At 61.6% G+C, this 24,469-nt stretch carries 25 protein-coding genes; 19 read left to right on the top strand and 6 right to left on the bottom strand.

Going from position 1 to position 24,469, the window contains the following annotated elements:
- The first annotated feature begins 61 nt into the window (after positions 1 to 61).
- The 17 genes from rhaS (at position 62) to fliF (ending at position 17,596) form a co-directional block, all read left to right on the top strand.
- Positions 62 to 1,051: a rhamnose ABC transporter substrate-binding protein gene (gene rhaS / locus GHK62_RS09690; protein ID WP_153438473.1), complete on the top strand. Its 990-nt coding sequence runs from the start codon at positions 62 to 64 to the stop codon at positions 1,049 to 1,051.
- 284 nt (positions 1,052 to 1,335) lie between these two features.
- Positions 1,336 to 2,847, top strand: a complete 1,512-nt coding sequence (locus tag GHK62_RS09685; protein WP_153438903.1) for a sugar ABC transporter ATP-binding protein — start codon at positions 1,336 to 1,338, stop codon at positions 2,845 to 2,847.
- Positions 2,844 to 3,824 carry an ABC transporter permease gene (locus GHK62_RS09680; protein WP_153438471.1) on the top strand — a complete coding sequence of 327 codons (981 nt, stop codon included), beginning with the start codon at positions 2,844 to 2,846 and terminating at the stop codon, positions 3,822 to 3,824. The genes GHK62_RS09685 and GHK62_RS09680 overlap by 4 nt, the downstream gene beginning before the upstream one ends.
- Positions 3,824 to 4,828, top strand: a complete 1,005-nt coding sequence (locus tag GHK62_RS09675) for an ABC transporter permease (protein WP_153438469.1) — start codon at positions 3,824 to 3,826, stop codon at positions 4,826 to 4,828. The genes GHK62_RS09680 and GHK62_RS09675 overlap by 1 nt, the downstream gene beginning before the upstream one ends.
- A gap of 8 nt (positions 4,829 to 4,836) precedes the next feature.
- On the top strand, positions 4,837 to 5,151 hold the full coding sequence (gene rhaM, locus GHK62_RS09670; RefSeq protein WP_153438467.1) for an L-rhamnose mutarotase: 315 nt from the start codon (positions 4,837 to 4,839) through the stop codon (positions 5,149 to 5,151).
- Entirely contained in the window at positions 5,148 to 6,542 is a 1,395-nt protein-coding gene (locus GHK62_RS09665; protein ID WP_153438465.1) for an FGGY-family carbohydrate kinase, read from the top strand. Before rhaM ends, GHK62_RS09665 begins: the two co-directional genes overlap by 4 nt.
- Before the next feature lie 678 nt (positions 6,543 to 7,220).
- Positions 7,221 to 8,855 (top strand): globin-coupled sensor protein, encoded by a 1,635-nt coding sequence (locus GHK62_RS09660; RefSeq protein WP_184108430.1) that lies wholly within the window; start codon positions 7,221 to 7,223, stop codon positions 8,853 to 8,855.
- Positions 8,856 to 8,893: 38 nt separating this feature from the next.
- On the top strand, positions 8,894 to 9,187 hold the full coding sequence (locus GHK62_RS09655) for an STAS domain-containing protein (RefSeq protein ID WP_153438461.1): 294 nt from the start codon (positions 8,894 to 8,896) through the stop codon (positions 9,185 to 9,187).
- A 3-nt stretch (positions 9,188 to 9,190) separates the two neighbouring features.
- The gene (locus GHK62_RS09650) at positions 9,191 to 9,556 is read left to right on the top strand and encodes a response regulator (RefSeq protein ID WP_065784641.1); all 366 of its coding nucleotides are present in this window, start codon (positions 9,191 to 9,193) and stop codon (positions 9,554 to 9,556) included.
- Between the two features lie 19 nt (positions 9,557 to 9,575).
- Positions 9,576 to 11,846: a chemotaxis protein CheA gene (locus GHK62_RS09645; protein WP_153438459.1), complete on the top strand. Its 2,271-nt coding sequence runs from the start codon at positions 9,576 to 9,578 to the stop codon at positions 11,844 to 11,846.
- Positions 11,847 to 11,851: 5 nt separating this feature from the next.
- Positions 11,852 to 12,322, top strand: coding sequence for a chemotaxis protein CheW (locus GHK62_RS09640; protein ID WP_153438458.1), 471 nt, complete (start codon positions 11,852 to 11,854; stop codon positions 12,320 to 12,322).
- A complete protein-coding gene (locus GHK62_RS09635; protein ID WP_153438456.1) occupies positions 12,319 to 13,227 on the top strand; it encodes a protein-glutamate O-methyltransferase in 909 nt (302 codons plus the stop codon). Before GHK62_RS09640 ends, GHK62_RS09635 begins: the two co-directional genes overlap by 4 nt.
- Positions 13,224 to 14,282, top strand: coding sequence for a protein-glutamate O-methylesterase CheB (cheB, locus tag GHK62_RS09630; protein ID WP_153438454.1), 1,059 nt, complete (start codon positions 13,224 to 13,226; stop codon positions 14,280 to 14,282). The genes GHK62_RS09635 and cheB overlap by 4 nt, the downstream gene beginning before the upstream one ends.
- Complete coding sequence (locus GHK62_RS09625; protein ID WP_034851752.1) at positions 14,282 to 14,671, top strand: response regulator; 390 nt, start codon at positions 14,282 to 14,284, stop codon at positions 14,669 to 14,671. The genes cheB and GHK62_RS09625 overlap by 1 nt, the downstream gene beginning before the upstream one ends.
- Complete coding sequence (gene cheD, locus GHK62_RS09620) at positions 14,668 to 15,216, top strand: chemoreceptor glutamine deamidase CheD (RefSeq protein ID WP_153438453.1); 549 nt, start codon at positions 14,668 to 14,670, stop codon at positions 15,214 to 15,216. The genes GHK62_RS09625 and cheD overlap by 4 nt, the downstream gene beginning before the upstream one ends.
- Before the next feature lie 66 nt (positions 15,217 to 15,282).
- Positions 15,283 to 15,675: a chemotaxis protein CheT gene (cheT, locus tag GHK62_RS09615; RefSeq protein ID WP_153438451.1), complete on the top strand. Its 393-nt coding sequence runs from the start codon at positions 15,283 to 15,285 to the stop codon at positions 15,673 to 15,675.
- 247 nt (positions 15,676 to 15,922) lie between these two features.
- Positions 15,923 to 17,596, top strand: a complete 1,674-nt coding sequence (gene fliF, locus GHK62_RS09610; protein WP_153438449.1) for a flagellar basal-body MS-ring/collar protein FliF — start codon at positions 15,923 to 15,925, stop codon at positions 17,594 to 17,596.
- A 403-nt stretch (positions 17,597 to 17,999) separates the two neighbouring features.
- Here fliF and GHK62_RS09605 read toward each other — a convergent pair whose 3' ends face one another.
- On the bottom strand, positions 18,000 to 18,272 hold the full coding sequence (locus GHK62_RS09605; protein ID WP_153438447.1) for a hypothetical protein: 273 nt from the start codon (positions 18,270 to 18,272) through the stop codon (positions 18,000 to 18,002).
- A gap of 183 nt (positions 18,273 to 18,455) precedes the next feature.
- On the opposite strand from GHK62_RS09605, the gene visN reads away from it, so the two are divergent.
- A complete protein-coding gene (visN, locus tag GHK62_RS09600) occupies positions 18,456 to 19,193 on the top strand; it encodes a transcriptional regulator VisN (RefSeq protein ID WP_153438446.1) in 738 nt (245 codons plus the stop codon).
- Between the two features lie 11 nt (positions 19,194 to 19,204).
- Positions 19,205 to 19,948, top strand: a complete 744-nt coding sequence (gene visR, locus GHK62_RS09595; RefSeq protein ID WP_153438444.1) for a transcriptional regulator VisR — start codon at positions 19,205 to 19,207, stop codon at positions 19,946 to 19,948.
- Positions 19,949 to 20,091: 143 nt separating this feature from the next.
- On the opposite strand, the gene GHK62_RS09590 is transcribed toward visR, so the two are convergent.
- From GHK62_RS09590 to GHK62_RS09570, 5 genes are all read right to left on the bottom strand, one after another.
- Complete coding sequence (locus tag GHK62_RS09590; protein WP_184108449.1) at positions 20,092 to 20,538, bottom strand: hypothetical protein; 447 nt, start codon at positions 20,536 to 20,538, stop codon at positions 20,092 to 20,094.
- Entirely contained in the window at positions 20,538 to 21,620 is a 1,083-nt protein-coding gene (gene flhB / locus GHK62_RS09585; RefSeq protein ID WP_153438440.1) for a flagellar biosynthesis protein FlhB, read from the bottom strand. Before flhB ends, GHK62_RS09590 begins: the two co-directional genes overlap by 1 nt.
- Before the next feature lie 167 nt (positions 21,621 to 21,787).
- Entirely contained in the window at positions 21,788 to 22,819 is a 1,032-nt protein-coding gene (fliG, locus tag GHK62_RS09580) for a flagellar motor switch protein FliG (RefSeq protein WP_153438438.1), read from the bottom strand.
- A 28-nt stretch (positions 22,820 to 22,847) separates the two neighbouring features.
- Entirely contained in the window at positions 22,848 to 23,462 is a 615-nt protein-coding gene (fliN, locus tag GHK62_RS09575) for a flagellar motor switch protein FliN (protein WP_167528201.1), read from the bottom strand.
- Positions 23,463 to 23,520: 58 nt separating this feature from the next.
- Positions 23,521 to 24,468: a FliM/FliN family flagellar motor switch protein gene (locus GHK62_RS09570; RefSeq protein ID WP_153438434.1), complete on the bottom strand. Its 948-nt coding sequence runs from the start codon at positions 24,466 to 24,468 to the stop codon at positions 23,521 to 23,523.
- Between the last annotated feature and the right edge of the window lies 1 nt (position 24,469).

Genomic DNA, 24,469 nt, shown 5'->3' with positions numbered 1-24,469 from the left:
GATAGGGGCCGGACCGATGCATTCATACCGAATGCGCGCGGCCCAAAGGGAGGAGAGAGTCATGAAAATTTTGAAATCACTGATGGTCACTGCCGCCGTCGCGGTGGCGCTCATGGCCAATGCCGCGCATGCGGAAAACAAGAAGATCGCGCTCGTCGTCAAGGCGCTCGGCATCGGCTTCTTCGAAGCCGCCAACAAGGGTGCGCAGGAAGCCGCCAAGGAACTCGGCGATGTCGACGTCATCTATACCGGACCGACCTCGACGACAGCGGAAGGCCAGATCGAGGTGATCAATTCGCTGATCGCCCAGAAGGTGGATGCGATCGCCGTTTCGGCCAACGATACCGACGCCCTCGTGCCGGCGCTGAAGAAGGCGATGGACCGCGGCATCAAGGTCATTTCCTGGGATTCGGGCGTCGCCAAGGAAGGCCGGCTGATGCACCTGAATCCGTCATCGAGCCCGCTCATCGGCAACATGATCATCAAGCTTGCCGCCGACAACCTGCCCGAAGGCGGCGACGTCGCGGTGCTCTCGGCCTCGGCGACGGCGACCAACCAGAACACCTGGATTGCCGAAATGAAGAAGGTCCAGGGCAACTATAAGGGCATCAACGTCGTGGCCACCGTCTATGGTGATGACCTTGCCGACAAGTCCTACCGCGAAACGCAGGGGCTCATTCAGTCCTATCCGAACCTGAAGGCGATCATCGCGCCGACCTCCGTCGGCATCGTTGCGGCCGCGCAGGCGGTCACGGACGCCGGCAAGATCGGCCAGATCAACGTCACCGGCCTCGGTCTGCCTTCCGAAATGGCGGGCCACGTGAAGTCCGGCGCGTCGAAATCCTTCGCGATCTGGAACCCCATCGACCTCGGCTACTCGGCGACGATGATCGCTTATGATCTCATCGGCGGCGCGGAAGCCAAGCCCGGCGCGGAACTCAAGATGGGCCGCATGGGCACGGTCAAGCTCGACGACAACAATGAAGGGGCCATGGCCGATCCGTTCGTCTATGATGCCTCGAACGTCGAAGAGTTCGCGAAGATCTTCTGATCGGCGAGGCGAGGGGCCGTTGCCCTCATCCGGCCTGCCGGCCACCTTCTCCCCGCAGGCGGGGAGAAGGAAACAAGCGGCGCTGCCTCGCCCTCACGAACGTCGAGGTATCCGGCGGCCGCCTGCGGTGTCCCCTCTCCCCGCGAGCGGGGAGAGGGTTAGGGTGAGGGGCAACCTCATTGCCGAGGCCTCACGGCGAAGGCGGTTGAACGAACGACCGCCGCCCAATTGAAACGACTGAACTGGTGGACCCTCTCTTGCTGCAGGATACAACCACATCGCGGATGAAGCCCGCCATCACGCTCGAGGGCATATCGAAGTCCTTCCCCGGCGTGCGCGCGCTCTCGGATGTTTCGCTCGCACTCTATCCCGGGTCGGTGACGGCGCTCGTCGGGGAGAACGGTGCCGGGAAGTCGACCCTCGTCAAGATCCTGACCGGTATCTATCAGCCCGACGCCGGCGTGATCCGTGTGGCGGAGGAGGAAACGACGTTTCCAACTGCTCTTGCGGCCGCGCGTGCCGGCGTCACCGCGATCCATCAGGAGACGGTGCTTTTCGACGAACTCTCCGTTGCCGAAAACATCTTCCTCGGCCATGCGCCGCGCAATCGTTTCGGTTTCATCGACTGGAAGAAGCTCAATGCCGACGCGCGGGCCTTGCTGCATCGGGCTGGGGCGGACTTTGATCCGACGATCCGGCTGCGCGACCTCGGAATTGCCAGGAAACATCTGGTGGCGATTGCCCGGGCGCTCTCGGTCGATGCGCGCGTCGTCATCATGGACGAGCCGACGGCGGCGCTTTCGCACAAGGAGATCCACGAACTCTATGCCTTGATCGAGCGCCTCAAGGCCGACGGCAAGGCGATCCTCTTCATCAGCCACAAGTTCGACGAGATCTTCCGGATCGCCGACCGCTACACGGTTTTCCGTGACGGAACGATGGTGGGGGAGGGCTTGATCGCCGACGTGAGCCAGGACGATCTCGTCCGCATGATGGTTGGCCGCGCCGTCGGGTCCGTCTATCCGAAGAAGGAGGTCGCGATCGGCGAGCCGGTGCTGACCGTCTCCGGCTATCGCCACCCGACCGAATTCGAGGACATCAACTTTGAACTGAGGCGCGGCGAAATCCTCGGTTTCTACGGCCTCGTCGGCGCCGGCCGATCGGAATTCATGCAGTCGCTGATCGGCATCACCCGGCCGTCGGCCGGCGCGGTTAAGCTGGACGGACAAGTGCTGGTGATCCGAAGCCCCGCCGAGGCGATTCGCGCCGGCATTGTCTATGTGCCGGAGGAACGCGGCCGGCAGGGCGCGATCATCGGCATGCCGATCTTCCAGAATGTCACCTTGCCGTCGCTGTCGCACACCTCGCGCTCCGGCTTTCTGAAGCTCGCCAACGAATTCGCACTCGCACGCGAATACACCTCGCGCCTCGACCTCCGCGCTGCCTCTCTCGACCAGGACGTCGGCACGCTCTCCGGTGGCAACCAGCAGAAGGTGGTGATCGCCAAATGGCTCGCGACCAAGCCGAAGGTCATCATCCTCGACGAACCGACCAAGGGCATCGACATCGGCTCCAAGGCAGCCGTCCACGCCTTCATGAGCGAACTTGCGGCCGAGGGCCTGAGCGTCATTATGGTGTCCTCGGAAATACCCGAGATCATGGGCATGTCGGATCGTGTGATCGTCATGCGTGAGGGGCGGATCGCCGGACGCTTCGAGCGCGCCGAGCTGACCGCCGAGACACTGGTGCGCGCGGCGGCCGGCATCGAAACGCAATCGAACGGTAGGGCCGCATGATGGCGAAGCTCCTGAAGAATCGCGAAATCCTGCTGGTCGTCGCCATCGTCGCGCTCGTCGCCCTGATCGCGTTGCGGTTCCCCGCTTTCGTAACGCCGGCAAGCTTTGCTCGCGTCTACAACGACACCTCCATTCTGATCATTCTGGCGCTCGGGCAGATGGCGGTGATCCTTACCCGCTGTATCGATCTGTCGATGGCCGCCAACCTTGCGCTGAGTGGCATGGTCGCGGCCATGTTGAACAACGCCTTTCCCGGCCTGCCGATTCCCCTGGTCATTCTTGCGGCGATGGCGCTCGGTTGCGTGCTTGGCATGATCAACGGAACGCTCGTCTGGAAACTCAACATCCCGCCGATCGTCGTCACGCTTGGAACGCTGACGATCTATCGCGGCCTGATCTTTCTCTTGACCGACGGCAAGTGGATCAACGCGCACGAGATGAGTGACGCCTTCAAGGCGCTGCCGCGTTTGGACCTTGTGGGCTTGCCGGTGCTCTCCTGGCTCTCGCTTCTGATGATTGCGCTGATGTTCCTGGTGATGAGCCGCACTCCGCTTGGGCGCGCCTTCTATGCCGTCGGCGGCAATCCGCATGCGGCCGTCTATACAGGCATCGATGTGGGCCGCACGCGCTTCTTCGCCTATTGCCTCTCGGGTACGCTCGCCGGCCTTTCCGGCTATCTCTGGGTGTCGCGCTATGCGGTCGCCTATGTCGATATCGCCGCCGGATTCGAGCTCGATATCATTGCGGCCTGCGTCATCGGCGGCATTTCGATTGCCGGCGGCATCGGCTCGGTGGCGGGCGCCGTGCTGGGCGCCCTGTTCCTTGGCGTGATCAAGAACGCGCTACCGGTCATCAACATATCGCCCTTCGCGCAGATGGCGATTTCCGGAACGGTCATCATCATCGCGGTCGCCGTCAACGCCCGCGCCGAGAAGCGCAAGGGCCGTGTCATTCTTAGAAAAGCGGAGGCGGTCTGATGACGGACGCTCACCTTTCTCCCCGCAATATTCCGGACCGGCTGCAGGGCCGCGGTGCCCGCATCCTGAAAAGCTGGGAAAGCCTGCTGCTTGCTGTCGCGATCGCGATCTTTCTCGGCAATTCGCTGGCGTCGCCCTATTTTCTCGATCCGTGGAACCTCTCCGACGCCACCTTCAATTTCACCGAGAAGGCAATGATTGCCTTCGCCATGGCGCTCGTGATCATCTCCGGCGAGATCGACCTTTCGGTCGCATCGATCATTGCGCTCGCCTCGACGGCAATGGGCTATGCCGTGCAATTGGGCGTCGATACGCCGGCGCTCGTCGCGATCGGCCTTGGCGTCGGGCTCGTCTGCGGCATGGTCAACGGGCTGCTGATCACCGGCCTCGGATTGCCGTCGATCGTGGTGACGATCGGCACGATGAGCCTGTTTCGCGGGCTCTCCTTCATCGTCCTCGGCGACCAGGCGTTTACCGGCTATCCCGAAAGCTTCGCCTGGTTCGGGCAGGGCTATGTCTGGTGGGTCTTCTCCTTCGAGTTCACGCTTTTCGTGTTGCTTGCCATCCTTTACGGCGTGCTGCTGCACAAGACGAATTTCGGCCGCGCCGTCTATGCGATCGGCAACAACCAGACCGCAGCGCTTTTTTCGGGCGTGCGCGTCGCGCGGGTGAAGTTCATCCTTTTCCTGCTGACCGGGCTGATGGCGGGCCTCGCCTCGATCTGCCTCACCTCGCGCCTTGGCTCGACACGCCCGTCGATCGCACTCGGCTGGGAACTGGAAGTGGTAACGATGGTCGTTCTCGGCGGCGTCAACATTCTCGGCGGCTCGGGTACCATTCCCGGCGTCGTGCTGGCGGCGCTGATCATGGGCATGGTCACCTTCGGCTTCGGCCTCCTGAACGTGCCGGGCATCGTCATGTCGATCTTCATCGGCCTGCTGCTGATCTCGGTCATCGCCCTGCCGATCCTTTGGCAGCGTGCGCGCCGCCGCCTCGCACATTGAGGTTATCGATGGAAAAATATGCCTTCCGCATGCGCCTCAATCCCGGCATGGCCGCCGAATACCAGGCGCGCCACGACGCGATCTGGCCTGAACTGGTCGTTCTGCTCAAGGAAGCGGGAATTTCCGACTATTCGATCCATCTCGACGAAGAGACCAACCTGCTTTTCGGCGTGCTCTGGCGGACCGACACGCACGGGATGGCGGAGCTTCCCTCGCACCCGGTCATGCAAAAGTGGTGGGCCCATATGGCCGATATTATGGAGACGCATGACGACAACGAGCCTGTCGCCGTACCGCTGAAGACTGTTTTCCATCTGAGCTGACGATGAAGACGGTCGCTGTCATCGACATAGGCAAGACGAACGCCAAGGTCGCGCTGGTCGATCTCGACCGGTTCGAGGAAATCGCCGTGCGCAAGACGGGCAATGGCGTGGTCGACAACGGCCTTTACCCGCACTTCGATATCGAGCGCCTTTGGCGCTTCGTTCTCGACAGTCTCGCGGCACTTCATCGCGAGCACAAGGTCGACGCCATATCGGTTGCGACACACGGGGCGACCGCCGTCCTGCTCGACGATGCCGGCAATCTTGCGCTGCCGGTTCTGGATTACGAGTTCACCGGGCCGGATGCGCTCGCGGAGGATTATGACCGGGTTCGTGCGCCGTTCTCGGAGACCGGCTCGGCGCGTCTTCCGATGGGCCTGAATGTCGGCGCACAGCTCTTCTGGCAGGCGCGCATGTTTCCGGAGCACTTCGCGAAGGTCACGACGATCCTGACCTATGCGCAGTACTGGTCCTACCGGCTGACAGGCGTAAGGGCGAACGAATTGACCTCGCTCGGCTGCCACACCGACCTCTGGAATCCGAAAGCCGCGGCGTTTTCATCGATGGTCGGGGCACTCGGCTGGCGCAAACTCTTCGCGCCCGTGCGCAAGGCGAGCGACGTGCTGGGCGGGCTGCGACAACAGCTGGCGGACGAAACGGGCTTGCCGCGAAATCTGCCGGTCTATTGCGGGATCCATGACTCCAATGCCTCATTGCTGCCGCATCTGCTGACCCGCAGCGCCCCGTTCTCGGTTGTTTCGACCGGTACCTGGGTTGTGATCCTGTCGGTCGGCGGCGACAGGGTGGATCTCGACGAGAAACGTGACACGCTGATCAACGTCAACGCGCTTGGCGATCCGGTCCCCTCGGCCCGTTTCATGGGCGGTCGCGCCTTCTCGACGCTTGTCGGCGAGGACCCGCCCACCGGTTCCCTGGAGGCGGAAGGCAAGGTTCTGGACGCTCGCCACATGCTGCTGCCATCGGTGCCCGTCGGCTCGGGTCCTTTTCCTTCGACCCGTGCGTGCTGGACGACCGACGAAAGGGCGCTCGCTCCGGACGAGCGGCTTGCTGTCGTCTCCTTTCATCTCGCCCTGATGACGGCGACATGCCTTGATCTCATCGGAGCAAGGGGAGAGATCGTCGTCGAAGGACCCTTCGCCGCCAACGCCGCCTACCTGCGGATGCTTGCCGCAGCCACGGCCAGACCGGTCCTTGCCGGCAGCCACAGTGCCACCGGAACCAGCCTTGGTGCAGCCTGTCTCGTGGCCGGCGTTCGTGTTCACACGGGGGCGGAACCCTTCAAGGATACCGTCTCGGATGGCTATGCGGAATATGCCGAGGAATGGCGAGCGCTCACTGCGGCGCACGTAAAGCGCGCAGTCAATGCCTAAAGTCTACCCGCTGTAATGTGATGTACATTACCAAGTAGAGCTGTTGCATCGCGCAGGTCGATCAGAAAACCGCGTTCCGGCGTAGCGACCGGTTGTGTTCAAGATTGATGACGATCGAAATTGCCGCCATTGTCAGGATTGCAGTGATGGCGGCGCCTATTCCAAGAACAATCATTGTTCATTTCCCGTCGGCGCACCATCATGATGTCGCCCAGCCCGTGTGAAAGTTACTGCCGGCGGCCTGCGCCTTTTCCACTTGCGCTTCGATACGCGATGGCAAGTAGAAGCACAACTCTAAACTCTTGTGATTGAAAACCTGTTGTTGTTTGATCGAATAACGCCGTCCCGTTGCATTGCACAACCGGTGGTCCACAAGTCATCCGCGAACTTTAGCGAATCCAATTGCGGGCCAGGAACCGTTAACTTTCAAGCAACGAATTAACCATAAACATGGTCGTACACGTCGGAATAGGAAAGTCTCAGCTACTCCTCAAGGCATGACGCCGCACCGCCGTACCGGTTCCGGTCCGGTATCTATTCTTCACCGAAATTACTTGCGGGATGGACGATGGCAGACGCTGCGGCGCGCTGATCACATTGATCGGATGTGCCCACCGCTGGCTTGCTGGCCGGCCCTCCCCAGGCGAGTTTCGATTGTGCAACAGGCCGGGGATTGGTGTGAAGCAGGACGCGTCGTCAGAACAGGCAAGGAAGGGCCAAGCGGGAAGCTTGCTTGAGCGCCTGCGTTTTGCCGGGCTCGACGAAGACGGCTGCGCGCTTCTGCGCCACCATCGGCAGGCCCTTTCGCCGCGCATCGACCTTGCGCTTCGCGATCTCTTTCAAAGGTTCCAGACCTATCCGGAGGCCGCCCGCCATTTCGACAGCGACCGCCAGCTCGATCGCCTGCACGATTTGCAGTCGTCGCATTGGAACGTGCTGACCGATGCCCGTTTCGACGGGCTTTATGCAGAGCGCGTGAAAGTGCTTGCCGATACGGAAGGCCGGATGGGGCTCGACCCGCGCTGGCAGGTCGCCGGCCATGCGGTAGTGCTGGAGCATTTGCTGACCGGTCTTATCGAGGACGCGTGGCCCAACTCACTGCTTCCCTTCGGCAAGGCGCGCAAGAAGGAACTCTGCGCCCTTGTCGCTGCGCTCGTGCGCACCACCTTCGTCGACACGGAGATTGCGGTGTCGCTGCGTTTCAATGCGCTGAGGCAGCAGCATCAGCGGCAGCTCGCCGAACAGCGCCGGGACGACGAGACGGAAGTCAGCGATCTTTTCGCAAACTTTCTGCAGGCTCTCGGAGACGGCGACCTTGCTGTCCGCCTGCCGGAAGACGCTTCGGATGCATATCAACCGATCGTCACACGCCTTAATGCCTCCCTCGATCAGATTCAGGCTGCCCTGCAATCCGCGGACGAGCGTAGCGTAACGGCAGAAGCGATGGTCTCGCAGCTGCACGCCCGCGCGGCTGAATTCTCTGGCAAGGCTGGAGGCGAAGCCGAGGCACTTTCGCGTCAGGCGGCAACGCTTGGCGGCATGACCGAACGTGTGCAAGCCGGATCGGCGCGCATCGGTGAAACCGAGGCGAAAGCGAACGCGACGCGCATTGCCGTCGAGCGCAGCGGTGAGATTGCCGGCCAGGCGATTTCCGCGATGGCCGACATCGAGGCATCGGCCGAAAAAATCGGTCAGATCATCGGCGTGATCGACGAGATTGCCTTCCAGACCAATCTTCTGGCTCTCAACGCCGGCATCGAGGCCGCGCGCGCCGGCGAGAGCGGCCGCGGCTTCGCGGTGGTCGCCCAGGAGGTCCGCGCACTTGCGCAGCGTTCCGGCGAGGCGGCGCGTGAGATCAAGCAGCTTGTTACCGGAACCAAGGCACAGGTCGAGGCCGGCGTCGAGAGGGTCGCTCGGACCCAGGACGCGATCAGCAGCATTGTCGAGCAGGTGATTTCCATCAACGCGGCCGTTTCGGGCATCGCCCGCGATGCCGAAGATCAGGTGAGCGATCTTCGTGCCGCGACGTCAGAAATCGGCGGCATCTCGCTAGCAATGCAGCAAAGCGCGGCGCTGGCGGAAAGCGCGGCGAGTTCATCGGACGACCTTCATGGAGTGATCGAAGAGCTCAGCCGGACCATCCGCAGGTTCCGTTTCGAACGGCATCAGGCGGCGCGTGCCGCGGCGACGCGCAGCCCGGCGCTGCCGCGCGCACCGCAGTGCGCGGCAGCGCCGGCCGGCGAGGACGACGCGTCCGCTCTCTTCGACAACGATGCTGTCTCGGAGCGACAAGCTGCGCGGCGGCATCATTAGCCTTGGGCAAGACATTTAGGCAGGCGAGGAAAACCGAAATGGCCAGCAAGAAGACCGCTCAGAAGACGCTCAGGCTCGCTCCTGTGCTCGATCTGAATGAGGCGACGGCCCTGCATGAAAAGCTGCTGGCGCTGAAAGGCAGCGCGGTCGCCATCGACGCCTCCGCCGTCGAGCGGATCGGTGCGCTCTGCGTTCAGGTGCTGATCGCGGGTGCAAGAAATTGGGAAGAGCAGCAGCTGTCTTTCACCTTTGCGAAGGTGTCGGACGCCTTCGTTAAAACGACACAGCTCATCGGCGTGGACATCGATCCCCTGATGGCAAAGGAGATTTGAGAAATGAAGAAGAGAGTTCTGACTGTCGACGACTCCCGGACCATCCGGAACATGCTTCTCGTCACGCTCAACAATGCCGGATTCGAAACGATCCAGGCCGAGGACGGCGTCGAAGGTCTAGAGGTGCTCGAGGAAGCCAATCCGGACGTTATCGTAACGGACATCAACATGCCGCGCCTCGACGGCTTCGGTTTCATAGAGGGCGTGCGCAAGAACGACCGTTACCGCGCCGTACCGATCCTCGTGCTGACCACGGAGAGCGACGCCGAAAAGAAGAACCGTGCACGGCAGGCAGGCGCCACCGGCTGGATCGTCAAACCGTTCGACCCGACCAAGCTGATCGATGCAATCGAGCGCGTAACGGCCTGAAATCCGAGGACAGCCTCCAATGGATATGAACGAAATCAAAGAGATTTTCTTCCAGGAATGCGAGGAGCAGCTCGCGGAACTGGAGTCGGGTCTCCTGAAGCTCAACGACGGCGATCGTGATCCGGAAACGGTCAACGCCGTCTTTCGCGCGGTCCACTCCATCAAGGGGGGCGCCGGTGCGTTCGGGCTGGATGATCTCGTGTCGTTCGCGCATGTGTTCGAGACGACGCTCGATTGCGTTCGATCCAACAGGCTGGAGCCCAACCAGGACGTTCTGAAGGTCATGCTGAAGTCGGCGGACGTGCTCGCCGACCTCACCAATGCTGCCCGGGATGGCGGCAGTGTCGACCAGGCCCGCAGCCGCCAACTGATCAAGGAACTCGAGGCGCTGGCGAACGGCGAGCCGCCGCAGACCTCCGCTGCCGAGCCGGCGCCCAAGGCTGCAGCGCCCGCGCCTGCGCCCGTTGCCACGCCCCCTCTCAACGAGGAAGGCTTCCAGCCCGTTGCCTTTTCCTTCGAGGATTTCGAGGCGGATGAAACGGCCCTGATCGAGGCGACCTGCTACGAGATCGTCTTCAGGCCGAAATCCGAACTTTATGCCAAAGGCAATGACGCGACGCTGCTTCTGCGCGACCTCTCGCGCCTCGGCGAGATGAGCATCCACTGCGACATGGATGGCCTGCAGCCGCTCGACCGGATGAATCCGGAGGCGGCCTATTTCTCGTGGAAGATTTCGCTGAAGACGGACAAGGGCGAAGACGCGATCCGCTCAGTGTTCGAATTCGCGGAATGGGACTGCGACCTCGACATCACTTTGGCCGACGCCTGTGCGGTCGATGCGAACGAGGAGCTGCCGATGCAGCCCGTTCCCTTCGATCTCTCGCTGCTGGACGAGGCACCCGCCGGTTCGGCAGAGGAGGAAGAACAACTCGCCAACCGCGACCGCGATGCGGCCGTTTCGGCGGCCGAGACGGCAAGCAATGTCTTGCAGATGGCCCAGTCGTCGACCCGGGCGCCGGCGGAGGCTCAGAAGAATGCGACGGCTGCGGCGAGCGCCGCCGCCCAGCAGGCCGCCTCGGCCGCGACCCCGACCATCCGCGTGGACCTCGATCGCGTCGATCGGCTGATCAACCTCGTCGGCGAGCTCGTCATCAACCAGGCGATGCTGTCGCAGAGCGTGATCGAGAACGACACCAATGGTACGTCGTCGATCAACATGGGCCTCGAGGAGCTGCAACAGCTCACCCGCGAGATCCAGGACAGCGTCATGGCGATCCGCGCGCAGCCGGTGAAGCCAGTCTTCCAGCGCATGTCGCGCATCGTCCGCGAAATTGCCGACATGACCGGCAAGTCCGTTCGCCTCGTCACCGAGGGCGAGAATACGGAAGTGGACAAGACAGTCATCGACAAGCTCGCCGAACCGCTGACGCATATGATCCGCAACGCCGTCGACCACGGCCTCGAAACGCCGGAAAAACGGCTTGCCGCCGGCAAGAGCGCCGAAGGCACTGTGCGCCTGACGGCCAAGCACCGTTCGGGCCGCATCGTCATCGAGCTTGCCGACGACGGCGCGGGCATCAATCGCGAGAAGGTGCGCCAGAAGGCGATCGACAACGATCTCATCGCCGCCGACGCCAATCTCTCGGACGAGGAAATCGACAACCTGATCTTCCATGCGGGCTTCTCGACCGCCGACAAGATCTCCGACATTTCCGGCCGCGGCGTCGGCATGGATGTCGTCAAGCGCTCGATCCAGGCGCTCGGCGGGCGCATTAACATCTCGTCCAAGCCCGGACAGGGGTCGGTCTTCACGATGAGCCTGCCGCTGACGCTCGCCGTCCTCGACGGCATGGTGGTGACGGTCGCCAACCAGACGCTGGTCGTGCCGCTGACCGCGATCGTCGAAACGCTTCAGCCCGAGGCTTCCGCGATCCACAGCTTCGGCGCCAGCCAGCGCCTGATCTCGATCCGCAACTCATTCTGCCCGCTGGTCGATGTCGGCCGCATCCTGAACTTCCGCGCGACGCAGGCCAATCCGGTCGAGGGCGTGGCGCTGCTCGTCGAGTCCGAGGGCGGCGGCCAGCGCGCCCTGATGGTGGACGCGATCCAGGGGCAGCGGCAAGTGGTGATCAAGAGCCTTGAGGCGAACTATACCCATGTCCCGGGAATTGCCGCGGCGACCATCCTTGGCGATGGCCGCGTGGCGCTCATTCTTGATGTCGACGCCATCGTTGCCGCATCGCGCGGGCAATCCCTGAAACCTGAAATGTCGCTTGCTGCAGCCGGATAACAGTCATGACCTATGCCGCGAAAAATCTGACGACTGGCGGACGGGAGCTCATCGCTTTCCGCGTCGGGGATCAGGAATTCTGCGTGAACATTATGGCAGTACGCGAAATTCGCGGCTGGACGCCGGCGACCCCGATGCCGCATGCGCCATCCTATGTGCTCGGCGTGATCAATCTGCGCGGCGCAGTGTTGCCGATCGTCGATCTGTCAGCGCGTCTCGGCATGAAGCCTGCGGAGCCGACCGTTCGGCATGTGATCATCGTTGCCCAGGTAAAGCGCCAAATGGTCGGACTTTTGGTCGATGCCGTATCCGACATCCTGACCGTCAGGGATGAGGAGATCCAGCCGACGCCGGACATTTCGTCGGAATTCGAGAAGAGCTTCGCCCGAGGCGTATTAGCGATCGAAGGCCGGATGATCTGCCTGATCGAACTCGAAGCGGTCTTCCCCCGCCAGGAAGAAAGGGAGGCGGCATGAGAGCCCAGGCCATTCTCGAACCGAAGCTGTCGCCGGACGAATGCCTTGCAAGCGGCGAGTATCCGCTGACACGCCGCGATCTCAGCGAAATCGCTGCGATGATTTATGCGGATGCCGGCATTTACCTCAACGAATCCAAGGCGTCGCTCGTCTATTCGCGGCTTTCGAAGCACATCCGCAATCTCGGGCTCAAGGGCTTTCGCGACTATTGCCAGCTCGTCGCCTCGCCGACCGGCGCGGCGGCACGGCGCGACATGCTCTCGCATCTGACGACGAACTTCACCCGCTTCTTCCGCGAAAATCATCACTTCGAGCATCTGAAGTCGGACGTGCTGCCCGACCTCATCGCTCGCGCGAAGAATGGCGGGCGCGTTCGCATCTGGTCGGCTGCGTGCTCGGATGGCCAGGAGCCCTATTCGATCGCGCTCACGGTTCTCTCGCTGCTGCCGAACGCGGCGGACTACGACTTCCGCATTCTTGCGACGGACATCGATCCGAAGATCCTGGCGCTCGCCCGGGCAGGTGCCTATGACGCGACGGCACTGGAAACCGTCGACCCCGCCATGCGCAAGCAATGGTTCAGCGAGGTCAATGTCGGCGGCTGCGTCAAATGGCAGATCGACGATCGGGTCAAGCGGCTGATTACCTTCAACGAACTCAACCTCATGGCGCAATGGCCGGTAAAGGGGCCCTTCGACGTCATCTTCTGCCGCAACGTGGTGATCTATTTCGACGAGCCGACGCAGATGAAGATCTGGTCGCGCTTTGCCGATGTGCTGAACACCAACGGGTACCTCTATATCGGCCATTCGGAGCGGGTGTCGGGCGACGCCAAGTCGAAGTTCGACAACATTGGCATCACCACCTATCGCCATACGGGCAAGTTTCATGGAGTTCGGGCATGAGTGTTCCCGCACGCGTTCTCGTTGTCGATGACTCGGCCACCATGCGCGGCCTGATCACAGCCGTGCTCAGTGCGGATCCGGACGTCACCGTTGTCGGTCAGGCGGCCGACGCGATCGAGGCCCGACAGGCGATCAAGCAGCTCGATCCCGACGTCATCACGCTCGACATCGAGATGCCGAACATGAACGGGCTCGAGTTCCTGGACAAGATCATGCGCCTGCGCCCGATGCCGGTCATCATGGTCTCGACCTTGACCCACAAGGGCGCGGAAGCGTCGATCGCCGCGCTTGAAATCGGTGCCTTCGACTGTGTCGGCAAGCCGCATCCCGGCGACCCGAATCCCTTTGGCGATCTCGTCGACAAGGTGAAGGCGGCCGCCCGGTCACAGCGAAAACTCATCATCACCGGCAACAAGGCCGCCGCGCCGGCTGCCGCAAACGCCAATGCCGCTTCCGAATACAGGGCCGGCCGCAAGATCATCGCCATCGGAGCATCGACCGGCGGGGTCGAAGCGCTGATTACCGTCTTGCAGAAGTTCCCGGCCAATTGCCCTCCGACGGTGATCACGCAACATATGCCGCACACTTTCACCAGGAGCTTTGCGGAGCGGCTCAATCGTCTTTGCGCGCCGACGGTACAGGAGGCGACCGATGGCGCGCGCCTGGAGATCGGCAAGATCTACCTGGCACCGGGCGGCGAACGCCACCTTCAGGTGGCCAATGCCGCCGCACCTTGCTGCCGGCTGGTCGAACGCGCCCCTGTCAACGGCCATCGCCCCTCGGTCGATGTGCTGTTCGATTCGGTCGCCGAGCTCGCAGGCCGCAATGCGATTGGTGTCATCCTGACCGGAATGGGCCGTGACGGCGCATCCGGTCTCCTCAAGATGCGACATGCCGGAGCACGCACCTTCGGACAAAACGAAAAGACTTGTGTCGTCTACGGCATGCCGAGAGTTGCCTATGAATTGGGTGCTGTCGAAACGCAGCTCCCCCTCGGATCGATCGGGGAGGAGATCCTGAAGACCGCAGCAGCCCGAAAAGAAGGAAGCGAATAATGTCCATCGCCGAAAAAATAAAAGTTCTGATCGTCGACGATCAGGTCACGAGCCGCCTGCTCTTGGGCGATGCCCTGCAGCAGCTCGGCTTCAAGCAGATCACCGCAGCGGGCGACGGGGAGCAGGGCATGAAGATCATGGCCCAGAACCCGCACCATCTGGTTATCTCGGATTTCAACATGCCGAAGATGGATGGTCTGGGGCTGCTTCAGGCCGTTCGGTCGAACCCGACGACGAAGAAGGCGGCCTTCATCATCCTGACCGCGCAGGGCGATCGCGCGCTGGTGCAGAAGGCAGCCGCCCTCGGCGCCAACAATGTTCTCGCCAAGCCGTTCACGATCGAAAAGATGAAGGCTGCAATCGAGGCTGTGTTCGGGGCGCTGAAATGACGACCGCAGCTGCCGCCGGAAGGCGCGTGCACGTCATCCAGGGCGAGTTCAAGGTCGTCAACGATCCGGATATCGTTCTTTCGACCATTCTCGGCTCCTGCGTGGCCGCCTGCCTGCGCGATCCCGTGATCGGTGTCGGCGGCATGAATCATTTCCTGTTGCCCGGCTCCGCGACAACCGGCGGCGATGCCACGCGCTATGGCGTGCACCTGATGGAACTGCTGATCAACGGTCTGCTGAAGCAGGGAGCGCGCCGCGACCGATTGGAAGCCAAGATCTTCGGCGGCGCCAAGACGATCGCAAGGTTCTCGAATGTCGGTGAGCAGAATGCCGCCTTTGCGCGGCAGTTTCTTCTGGACGAAGGCATCCGCATCGTCGGTGAGAGCACGGGCGGGGAGCACGGCCGCAAGCTGGAATATTGGCCGTCCTCGGGTCGTGCCCGCCAATATGCCTTGACAGGCGTCGAGGCCCAGCGGGCAATCCAGTTGGATCAGCGGCCCATGCCCGTGCCGAAACCGGTGGAAAGCTCGATCGAATTTTTCTGATCGTGCTCACCCATGAGCCGGCAGGAAACGCAATTTCCGAATTCGCAGACGACGTGAGATCAGACCATGCAGATCGACTATCAGAGCCATACGCCTCACGCCGAAGAATCCTTGCCCGGTGTTTTGATGCGCATCGTCACCGAGCTCCATGACGTCGCCTATCTCATCGAGCGCATCGAGCCGCAGCTCTACGGCGATCGCGGCTTGGCCGCAGCGGATGAGTCCGAACAGATGATGGTGCTCCAGGGCATCGATCTCGCCGTCCAGAAGACGCGCGGTCTGGCCGAGTTTATCGACACGATCACGGCATCCATCCCCGACACCTGGCTCGTCGACGTTACGACTGCGGTCAACCTAATCAAGCTTGCCGATATGAAGAAGGCGTTGAGTAATGGCATGCTGCGCCATGGCCATTCTCAGCCGTTGAACAAAGCCTCCGGCGACTTCGAGGCATTCTGATCCGTAGCCGACAGTTTCCGCTACATGCCTGAGAAACAACCACGAGGTTGTTTTAGCCGACGCAATGCGGTCTGACCAAGTTCGCGCAAGTTTCGCCACCTAGCTTCGCATCCGGGGCTGGTAGATTCGCGCGTATTGGACATCGGCTGAGCGCAAGCCGATACCCAGCGAACCCGAATGTTGGATCTGCGCAAGGCGTAGGCCGGATGACCGGCTGGCCTCTTGCGATACTGGGTGCGGAAACAGAATGAATCTGTTCGATCAATTCTCGACGTTCACGAAAAACCTCGGCAGTCTGGGGCAAAGCAAACTGATCGCGCTCGCCGTGGCCGGTATCGTTGCGGTCGGCTTCGTCCTTGCAGCGGGCATCTACGTCAACAGACCTTCCTATGAAACGCTCTATGTCGGCCTTGAGCGCAGCGATGTGACCCAGATCAGCATTGCGCTTGCCGAGGCGAACATCGATTTCGATGTCGGGTCGGATGGCGGTAGCATCCAGGTTCCGGTCGGCATGACCGGCAAGGCCCGCCTGTTGCTTGCCGAACGGGGTCTGCCCAGCAGCGCCAATGCCGGTTACGAACTCTTCGACAATGTCGGATCGCTGGGTCTCACCTCCTTCATGCAGGAAGTGACGCGCGTTCGTGCGCTTGAGGGCGAAATTGCCCGCACCATCCAGCAAATTTCCGGCATCGCCGCCGCACGCGTGCACATCGTGATGCCGGAGCGCGGGAGCTTCCGCAAGGCCGACCAGACGCCGACGGCGTCTGTCATGATTCGCGCGAGCGCAACGGTTGGCCGCAATGCCGCCGCCTCGATCCGTCATCTCGTCGCATCCTCCGTGCCGGGGCTCGATGTCGACGACGTCACCATCCTCGACTCGACCGGACAGCTTCTCGCCTCCGGCGACGATCCGGCAAACAGCGCGCTCAACCAGTCGCTCGGCGTCGTCCAGAATGTCCAGACTGACCTCGAAAAGAAGATTGACAATGCGCTCGCGCCATTCCTCGGCATGGACAATTTCCGCACAAGCGTAACGGCGACGCTCAACACCGATGCGCAGCAGATCCAGGAAACCGTCTTTGACCCCGAGTCGCGTGTCGAGCGCTCGACCCGCGTGACCAAGGAAGAGCAGAAGTCCAGCCAGCAGCAGCCGGACAATGCCGCAACCGTGCAGCAGAACGTGCCCCAGGCCGCACCGCGCGGTGGCGCCGGTCCCCAGTCCAGTGACGAGGCGGCAAAGAAGGAAGAGCAAACCAACTACGAGATCAACAGCAAGACGATCGCCACCGTAAAGAGCAGCTATTCGATCGAGCGGCTGTCGATCGCCGTTGTCGTCAATCGCGGCCGCCTCGCGGCAATGGTGGGGGAACCGGCAGACCAGGCGAAGATCGACGCCTATCTCCAGGAAATGCAGAAGATCGTCTCCTCGGCCGCTGGCGTCGACGCAAACCGCGGCGACGTCGTCACGCTGAACGCGATGGATTTCGTCGAGACGCAATTGCTGGACCAGCCGGTTGCGGGCCCGGGCGTCATGGAAATGCTGACGCGCAATCTCGGCGGCATCATCAACTCGCTTGCCTTCGTTGCGGTCGCCTTCCTGGTTGTCTGGATGGGCATGCGGCCGCTCGCCCGCCAGATGGGCTTCGGCGGCAAGGCAGGCCAACTCGAAGGCGAGGCGGCCGGTCTCGAACTGCCCGACTTCTCGCCGGTCGGTGCCGGTGCCGGGGGTGCGCTCATGGAAGGCTTCGGCGCGGACTTCGGCTTCGACAGCACCGACGACCTGCTCAACCTCGGCGAGGAGGGCAACTTCAACCGCCGGGTCAAGGAGGGACCGGAACGGCGGCTTGCCCGCATGGTGGAAATCAGCGAGGAACGCGCAGCGAAGATCCTGCGCAAATGGGCCCTCGACCGCGCCGCCTGACGAACGTTCGCAAGGCAAACGGCATTTCGCAGAAAAGTCCCGCCAAAAGTGGCGGGATTTTTTTGCCGTCGCATCAGTTCCGTCTCGTGTGGCCCCGCCAGAGATCCCGAACGCCGATTTTGGCGCCGGTCGAAATATTGGCTGAGTCCGGCGTGTATTGGTGACTGAAAAGGGAATCGGCATCAAGAATCCGCTGCCGCCCACGGAGTCTCCGGCGAGTCGGCCGGCATGAAAATTAACAATATCGCAACCTTTATAGATTCTGAGCCGCGGTTGGCGCCCCGACCGGCGGCGCATCTACTGATGGGCGCTGTGTCCAATGCTTAGTTTTCATCTAATATAGTTTCGACGAATCCAAATATAACGTGACATTGGTGCGGTTCTATTCATGGCGTTCACCGCGTCAGACTGCTCCGGAACCGATGCATTTCGGCAACAGGCGCTGAGGTAAAGTAAATTCTGCCTTTATTTCGTTGGGAGCGTTTGGGCGAAAAAGCAGGCTTGCGGGCAGCACGAAATCGCGCGCGTGTCTTGGATCGGAGGCACCTTCCTCAACTTTCGTGGCATCAAAATTGCATGAAAAAATATGGAATATCAATGTGGTATATCTGTTCACGCTGTTCCGCGCGGTTTTCGCTTGATCAGTCGCTAGGCAGGGAGATGCAAGGCCTTTCATCGGTCACTCTTGAAGTAACCGCCCGGATCGCGCCAGTGGTTTTTCCGCGGACGCGATGTACAGTTTAGGAACTGATTCGCGTCCTGATTTGCGGATGGCGGTGAATATCGGTTCCGACCGGGCTGTCGGCGGCGATAACGAGCGCATGTCCAGGGCGTCGAACTCGGCACGGGGGCTGAAGTTATGGACATTTCGCAGGCAGGGGCCGTCTGGCCTTTGCAGACGGCGGCGCCGCATCGAAGCGGTCGGGAAATTTCAAGGGAACAATTGATCCGGCGACTCGCTGAAACCGCCGAACGTGGTGGTTTCGCAAACGCACTTACGGCGCTGACCGATTACGTTGGTGCCACCCACTATCTGCTCGCGCGCCACGAGCTTTCGCAGGACGGCGGGCTTGATAGCGTCGTCTGCTCCGATTGGCCGTTCGATGTCGTGCGGCGGCTGGCCGGAATCGTCGTCGGCCTCAACGCCAAGACGACCGAACTGGAGAAGTGCCTCGCGGTCCTGCAGCCGTGTTTTCACACGATGCCGGACGACATAGACCTGCCTCGCGGGGTCAGCCGGGAATATTGCGCCATTGTTTTCAATGTCGGACGCGCTCGCTTCTCGCTGATGCTCCTGTTCCCCGCGGACGTCATCCTGTCGCAGGAGGGACTGCGCGATATCGCGCTGCTTGCCGCCTATGTCGCAAGCCTCAAGACCAGCGTCGATGCGCGGCATGAGCGCGAATGCGAACTGACCGAGCGCGAAATCGAATGCCTGTTCTGGATCGCCGAAGGCAAAACAAGCGAGGAGATCGCCGTCATCCTCGGGATATCGCGCAACACCATCAACAACTACATCACCAGCGTGATGCGAAAGACTGCGACGCGAACGAGGTCGGAAGCGATCGCCCACGCCGTTCGCAACAATCTGGTTTAGGGGAGGCACCGATGGTTCATTTCGTCACAGGCGGTCGCCCCGAGGATGATGGCCGACTGGGCAGGAATGGGCGAGCTGCGCGTGCGGCCACCCTGGTGACACGGCTGCAGGCGATGCAGCGGCAAATCAATGCGAAGAATTTCGCGGTCCTGCGCGTCAACGGCAGAGGCACGCCTGCGGCGCGCAAGTTGACCTGCGTTCTTCACAATTGGGGCACTGCGTGCGAGGCGAACGCGCGCGATCTCATTGGCATCTATGGTGAGGAACTGCTCGCACATCTCGACCGGTCCCTGCTGCCGGTCCTGTGGGATGGCCTCGGTGAGCACCAGGCCGCCGAAGCCGCCGATTTCCGCCCGTTCGCGCAGCGGCTGGCGGGACGAAAACTCGCCTATTCGGGAATCGCCTTTCCGGTCCGGCTCGGCGCCCAGGGCAACGGCTATGTCGTCTTTACCAGCAGCTATATCGACGCGTCCAGCGAGCAGGTCGTCGAACTGCACGCGCAGAGCTGCCACATCATGACAGATATGCTCGCGGCAGACGAAAGGCGGCTGTTTCAGGCGGAAGCGCTCAGCGACCGGGAGATCGCCTGTCTGCAGATGGCCGGCGACGGGCACATCAGCGAGGAAATTGCCGAGAAGATGGGTCTCTCCGTGCACACGGTGAACGCCTATCTCGGGGCGGCAACGACGAAGCTCGACTCCGTCAATCGCATCCAGGCGATCGCCAAGGCGATACGCCTCGGTTACATCAGCTGACGAGTTGAACGGTGGCTCTCCGACACGAGAGCATCGGTGCTAAAGCGCGTCGCGTTCAAACGGCCTCAAGCGACGCGCTTTAGGTCTTTGTTTTCATGCATGTCGTTGGCCCAAAACCGCTGCACACTTTTGAGCGACATGCATTAGCTCGCGAGCGGAAGGGCGTAAGATTTGACGAATTTCGCCTCTTCCAGGCTTTTCGCGAGGAAGACGGTGTTTTCGTCCGGATCCGTGGAGGGATGTTGGAAGCTGATATGGCTGATCTCGACCCCGGCGGTGTCGTTGCCGAGAGTCAGCCGCGCATAGACCGTAACGCCACGCAGCTTCAGTTCAAGGTCGAGAACGATCTCGGGGTTGCTGTCCCAATCCAGATTGTAGTTGCCACCGAGGCCGAAATTCACCGTGCCGGGAAGGAAGTAGAGCTCGGCGGCAGACTCCACGAGGTCAGCGAGGCTCGCATGAGACTCGAATCGTAACAGCGCGATGAAGTCCGCGGCGTCGACCAGACGCAGTTCTGTCGCCACCGGGCGGATTGCTTCCGCCACTATCTGCTCGCGCTTTTCGGAGAATTCGCACTTTTTCATCGAGATCACGTCACCCGTTTTTGTTGCGGCTGAGCTGCATAAACCCGGTGAATGAGTTCGGCGACTGCCTTGTAAAACACCGGTGGAATAACACTATCCACCGAGACTTGTGCAAACATGGAGCGTGCGAGCGGCGGATCCTCGAAGACCGGAATGCCGTTTTTTTCGGCAAGTTCGCGGATCTTGAGCGCGACAAGGTCCTGGCCCATGGCGACCACAACCGGTGCATCGTTCTCTTCGCGGACGTATCGGAGCGCGACGGCATAGTGTGTCGGGTTGGCGATCACCAATGTGGCACGCGGCACCGAGGAAATCATGCGCTTGCGCGCCCGATCACGCTGGATCGAGCGCAACCGCGACTTGACGATCGGGTCGCCCTGGGACTGTTTCAGTTCCTCCTTTACCTCCTGCTTCGTCATCATCAGTTCCGTGTACCAGTGATGCCGTGTCCAGAAGAGATCGACGATCGCAAGCACGGCCGTCGCCAGGAGCACGACGATCATGATCTGCTTGAGGTCGGACGTCATGGCCGTGAAAATCGTCACCGGATCCGAGAACATCAGATCGAGCGTGGCGAAATAGTCGTTCCACAGAACGAGGACCACAACGGTCGAAACGATGACGATCTTGAACAGGGACTTGCCGAATTCGACCAATCCCTGCACGCCGTAGATGCGCTTGAAGCCGGCCGCAGGGGATATGCGGTTCATCTTCGGCTGAATGCGATCGAGGACTGGGCGAGGGAGGTTCTGGAAGGTCGACGATCCGACGCCGAAGATGATCAGCAGCACGAAGATCGGGACGAGCAGCGCCGCCGATTTCAGGATGATGTGCGAAATCAGCGCGACGACGTCGGTCGATGTGTCCAGCCTCCAGGCTTCCGGCTGCTCGAAAATGTCCTTGAGGGCCTCGGCGACGCTCGCGGCGCCATCCGACAGAAAGAAGACGACGAAGATATAAATCGCAAGCGTCGAGGCGAACACTGTCACCTCGCGGGAAAATGGGACGTTACCCTTGTCGGCGGCATCGGAGAGCTTCTTCTCCGATGGCGCCTCGGTCTTGCTGTCTTTGTCCTGATCTTCCGACATGAAACAGGAAGCTCCCGGCGATTTCCCGATCGAACGTCACCCGATCAGGCAAGCCCGCGGCGATGCTCTCCCGCTGTCGTGAACCTCAAAGCTCAGGGGCGCAAGGGTCTGGCGACGCCGGTGGGGCCGGGTCAACAGGAATTATGGAGTTGCGGTCGCGACCGGCCTCAGGCGGCCTCCGCTTCCTTGTCCTTGAGCTCCAGCTGTCCGCTGGCGGCGAGGCGGATTGCCTCCTGCGTGATGGACCGTCTGGCGATCGCGATGTCGCGCGGGTTGATGCCTGCATCGCCGACAGCCAGATCCGATTCGATCATACGGCGCTGACGGGCGCCGATCGACGCGAGAACCGATTCGCGCAGTTCCGGCGCCGAGCCGCGAAGCGCCATCGTGATGATGTCGGTGGAGACGTCGTTGAACAGTTGCACGCGGCTTCTCTGCGGCATGAAGAGAATGTCGTCGAAGAGGAAGATCTTCGGCCGGACCTTCTTGGCCGAGTCGGTGTTGATCGTCTCGAGCGAGGCGAGCAGCGTGTCCACCTGTCCCTTTTCGAGTTCGTTCATGACCTCGGCGATCTTGGCGGGTCCGGGCGAGTTGCGCTCGGCTTCCATCTCGTCGATCATTTCCATCACGCGCGCCTCGATGATGGCGGCCGCCTTCGGACTGACGTTCTTGATGTTGACGGCGCGGTTCAGGATGTCCGGCCGTTGTGTTTCCGAGAGCTGCAGCAGCACTTTGGCGCCGAAGCTCGAAGGCATCATCGACAGGACATAAGCGATCGTCTGCGGGTGTTCTTTGGCGAGCGACTGGGCAACGAGCACCGGATCGCACTCCTGCAGACGATCCCAGATATTTGCTTCGTAGGATTGGAAGGTGGCGCGGCGGCCAAGCAGGCCATCGACCTCGTCCGGGGTCAGCCCTTCCTCCAGGATGCTCTCGATCGCCCGGGCATTGTCCATCAGGCCGGCGCCTTCGGTGAAAAGATCCTCGAATTCGTTGACGAGCGATTCGAGTTCGTGAGGCGGGATGGCGCGCAGTGACTGCGCCGCGGCGATGATGGCCTGGAGTTCGCTCTGGGTGAAGAACTTCAAGAGCTTCCCGGCTACGGACTTGCCCATCGCAAGCAATACGGCCGCCGCTTTGTCTGTCTGACTCAGCGGAGCTGCCGGCGTCTGTGCCCCGAAACTTTCGAAATCCATCATGGATTTATCCCTCGCCCAATCATCGGGCCTATGAGTTCTTGCTGCCCTTGATCTCGATGAGCTTGACGCCGAAACGGGTCACGTCGCCCTCGAGTACCGTAATTTCACCACGACCGATCACCCGGCCGTTGACCATGATTTCGACCGGCTCCCCGATCTTTCGGTCAAGCGCGATCGTTGCGCCTTCGCTGAGGCCCATGAGCCCGGAAACCTGCATCCGGCTGGTGCCGAGCACGATCTGAACATCGATCGGAATGTCCATGATCAGATCGAGATTGGCCGTCATGCCGCTGCCTGGCGCGGCTTCGATTGCCGGCTCGGCGGCATCGAAGCCGCCGCCGAAACTGCCGCCGGCGTCGAAGGCGCCGTTCATTCCGGCGCCCGCGAAGTCGCCGCCGAAGCTATCCGCCCCGAAGTCGCCGCCGAATGCGCTTGCAGTATCGCTGGTACCCCCAAAGTCGCCGCCGAATTCTGTTGCCATGTCCAGCGCGCCGGTGGAGCCGAAGTCGGCGCCAAAATCCGTCGCCTGCTCGCCATCCTTCTTGAGAACGCCGCGCAGGTCGTCGATCGCCTGGTCGAGCTCCGTGTCTTCGACGGCGAATGCGGCCTGTTCTTGGATGGGTGCTGCTTTCTTGGGTGCCATGTGCGATTTATTCCAGTTGAAGCTTGCCTCAGGCATTCTGCCGGGAGAGGGCGGGCTGTTAACTCATGATGTGGCGAAGAATGTCCTGCTCGGAGCCGTGCGTATCCTTGACCCGGACCGTGTATTTCGCGCCGGACCGCCCGAACTCGCAGACATAGAGCTCGCGCCCATTGGCGTTTACCTCCACGCGAACGTCCTGACCGTCATGAAACGGGATCACGTCTCCTGGCTGCAGGCGACTGATCGTGTCGAGCGTCAGGCTTTCCAACCGGATGCGTGCCTCGAGCGTCACGGCGGAGCGGCGAACCTGCTCCTCGAGCTGTTCGGTCCATTCCGTCTTTGTTTTTTGACCCTGGCCGGCGCCTTTGGGCGGGACGATCTGCGTCTTCAGGAGAACGCTCTGGGGAACGACGACCGAAAAGGTCGAGAGCACCGGCCCGAGGCCGATCGTCATGTCGATGGAGGCCGCGTAAACGTCCTCCATCGCGGGATCGGGTTTGGGGCGCGTTTCGCTGTTGTATGGACGGCTGACGACGACCTCGAATCCACCCGGCGCGTTCACCGCTTGGCGCAGCACATCGGCGATCTTTTCGAAGATCGGCACCGCGACGTCGATCTCAATCTGCGACATCGACCGGGGCTGCGGTTCCCCGATGCTCGTGGGCTCGGCGCCGAGCAGAGCCTCGACGAGGGTGATGAGAACGGGACTGTCACAACCGATCTGAAAATCCTGGCACCAGTTGCGCAGCGAAGCGTCTGTGAGCAGAACACCGTCTCCAAGGCCCGCAATGAGCTCGTTCCTGAAACCGGTCTTGAAACCGGCATAGCCGATCGCAATGTCGTGACCAGTCTCGGCCTTGTATATGCCCGGAAGCAGTTCGCCGAAAACCTGGCCGAGTTCGAGTGCGGTTCGGCCGATCACCTTGTCGTCGCCGAGCGCGCCGATCATGCGCGCAAGCAGCCTCTTGTCGAATGCGTAGACGTTGGATGCCATGCTCGGGTTCATG

Source organism: Sinorhizobium terangae, assembly GCF_009601505.1.
GTDB classification, from domain to species: domain Bacteria; phylum Pseudomonadota; class Alphaproteobacteria; order Rhizobiales; family Rhizobiaceae; genus Sinorhizobium; species Sinorhizobium terangae.
This window is presented reverse-complemented; position numbering and strand designations above follow the sequence as displayed.

Excerpts from the sequence above, each read along its gene's own strand:
- rhaS (WP_153438473.1), top strand. The coding sequence starts at position 62 with ATGAAAATTTTGAAATCACTGATGGTCACTGCCGCCGTCGCGGTGGCG.
- GHK62_RS09685 (WP_153438903.1), top strand. The coding sequence starts at position 1,336 with ATGAAGCCCGCCATCACGCTCGAGGGCATATCGAAGTCCTTCCCCGGC.
- GHK62_RS09680 (WP_153438471.1), top strand. The coding sequence starts at position 2,844 with ATGATGGCGAAGCTCCTGAAGAATCGCGAAATCCTGCTGGTCGTCGCC.
- GHK62_RS09675 (WP_153438469.1), top strand. The coding sequence starts at position 3,824 with ATGACGGACGCTCACCTTTCTCCCCGCAATATTCCGGACCGGCTGCAG.
- rhaM (WP_153438467.1), top strand. The coding sequence starts at position 4,837 with ATGGAAAAATATGCCTTCCGCATGCGCCTCAATCCCGGCATGGCCGCC.
- GHK62_RS09655 (WP_153438461.1), top strand. The coding sequence starts at position 8,894 with ATGGCCAGCAAGAAGACCGCTCAGAAGACGCTCAGGCTCGCTCCTGTG.
- GHK62_RS09650 (WP_065784641.1), top strand. The coding sequence starts at position 9,191 with ATGAAGAAGAGAGTTCTGACTGTCGACGACTCCCGGACCATCCGGAAC.
- GHK62_RS09645 (WP_153438459.1), top strand. The coding sequence starts at position 9,576 with ATGGATATGAACGAAATCAAAGAGATTTTCTTCCAGGAATGCGAGGAG.
- GHK62_RS09640 (WP_153438458.1), top strand. The coding sequence starts at position 11,852 with ATGACCTATGCCGCGAAAAATCTGACGACTGGCGGACGGGAGCTCATC.
- GHK62_RS09635 (WP_153438456.1), top strand. The coding sequence starts at position 12,319 with ATGAGAGCCCAGGCCATTCTCGAACCGAAGCTGTCGCCGGACGAATGC.
- cheB (WP_153438454.1), top strand. The coding sequence starts at position 13,224 with ATGAGTGTTCCCGCACGCGTTCTCGTTGTCGATGACTCGGCCACCATG.
- GHK62_RS09625 (WP_034851752.1), top strand. The coding sequence starts at position 14,282 with ATGTCCATCGCCGAAAAAATAAAAGTTCTGATCGTCGACGATCAGGTC.
- cheD (WP_153438453.1), top strand. The coding sequence starts at position 14,668 with ATGACGACCGCAGCTGCCGCCGGAAGGCGCGTGCACGTCATCCAGGGC.
- cheT (WP_153438451.1), top strand. The coding sequence starts at position 15,283 with ATGCAGATCGACTATCAGAGCCATACGCCTCACGCCGAAGAATCCTTG.
- fliF (WP_153438449.1), top strand. The coding sequence starts at position 15,923 with ATGAATCTGTTCGATCAATTCTCGACGTTCACGAAAAACCTCGGCAGT.
- GHK62_RS09605 (WP_153438447.1), bottom strand. The coding sequence starts at position 18,272 with ATGAAAGGCCTTGCATCTCCCTGCCTAGCGACTGATCAAGCGAAAACC.
- visN (WP_153438446.1), top strand. The coding sequence starts at position 18,456 with ATGGACATTTCGCAGGCAGGGGCCGTCTGGCCTTTGCAGACGGCGGCG.
- visR (WP_153438444.1), top strand. The coding sequence starts at position 19,205 with ATGGTTCATTTCGTCACAGGCGGTCGCCCCGAGGATGATGGCCGACTG.
- flhB (WP_153438440.1), bottom strand. The coding sequence starts at position 21,620 with ATGTCGGAAGATCAGGACAAAGACAGCAAGACCGAGGCGCCATCGGAG.
- fliG (WP_153438438.1), bottom strand. The coding sequence starts at position 22,819 with ATGATGGATTTCGAAAGTTTCGGGGCACAGACGCCGGCAGCTCCGCTG.
- fliN (WP_167528201.1), bottom strand. The coding sequence starts at position 23,462 with ATGGCACCCAAGAAAGCAGCACCCATCCAAGAACAGGCCGCATTCGCC.
- GHK62_RS09570 (WP_153438434.1), bottom strand. The coding sequence starts at position 24,468 with ATGAACCCGAGCATGGCATCCAACGTCTACGCATTCGACAAGAGGCTG.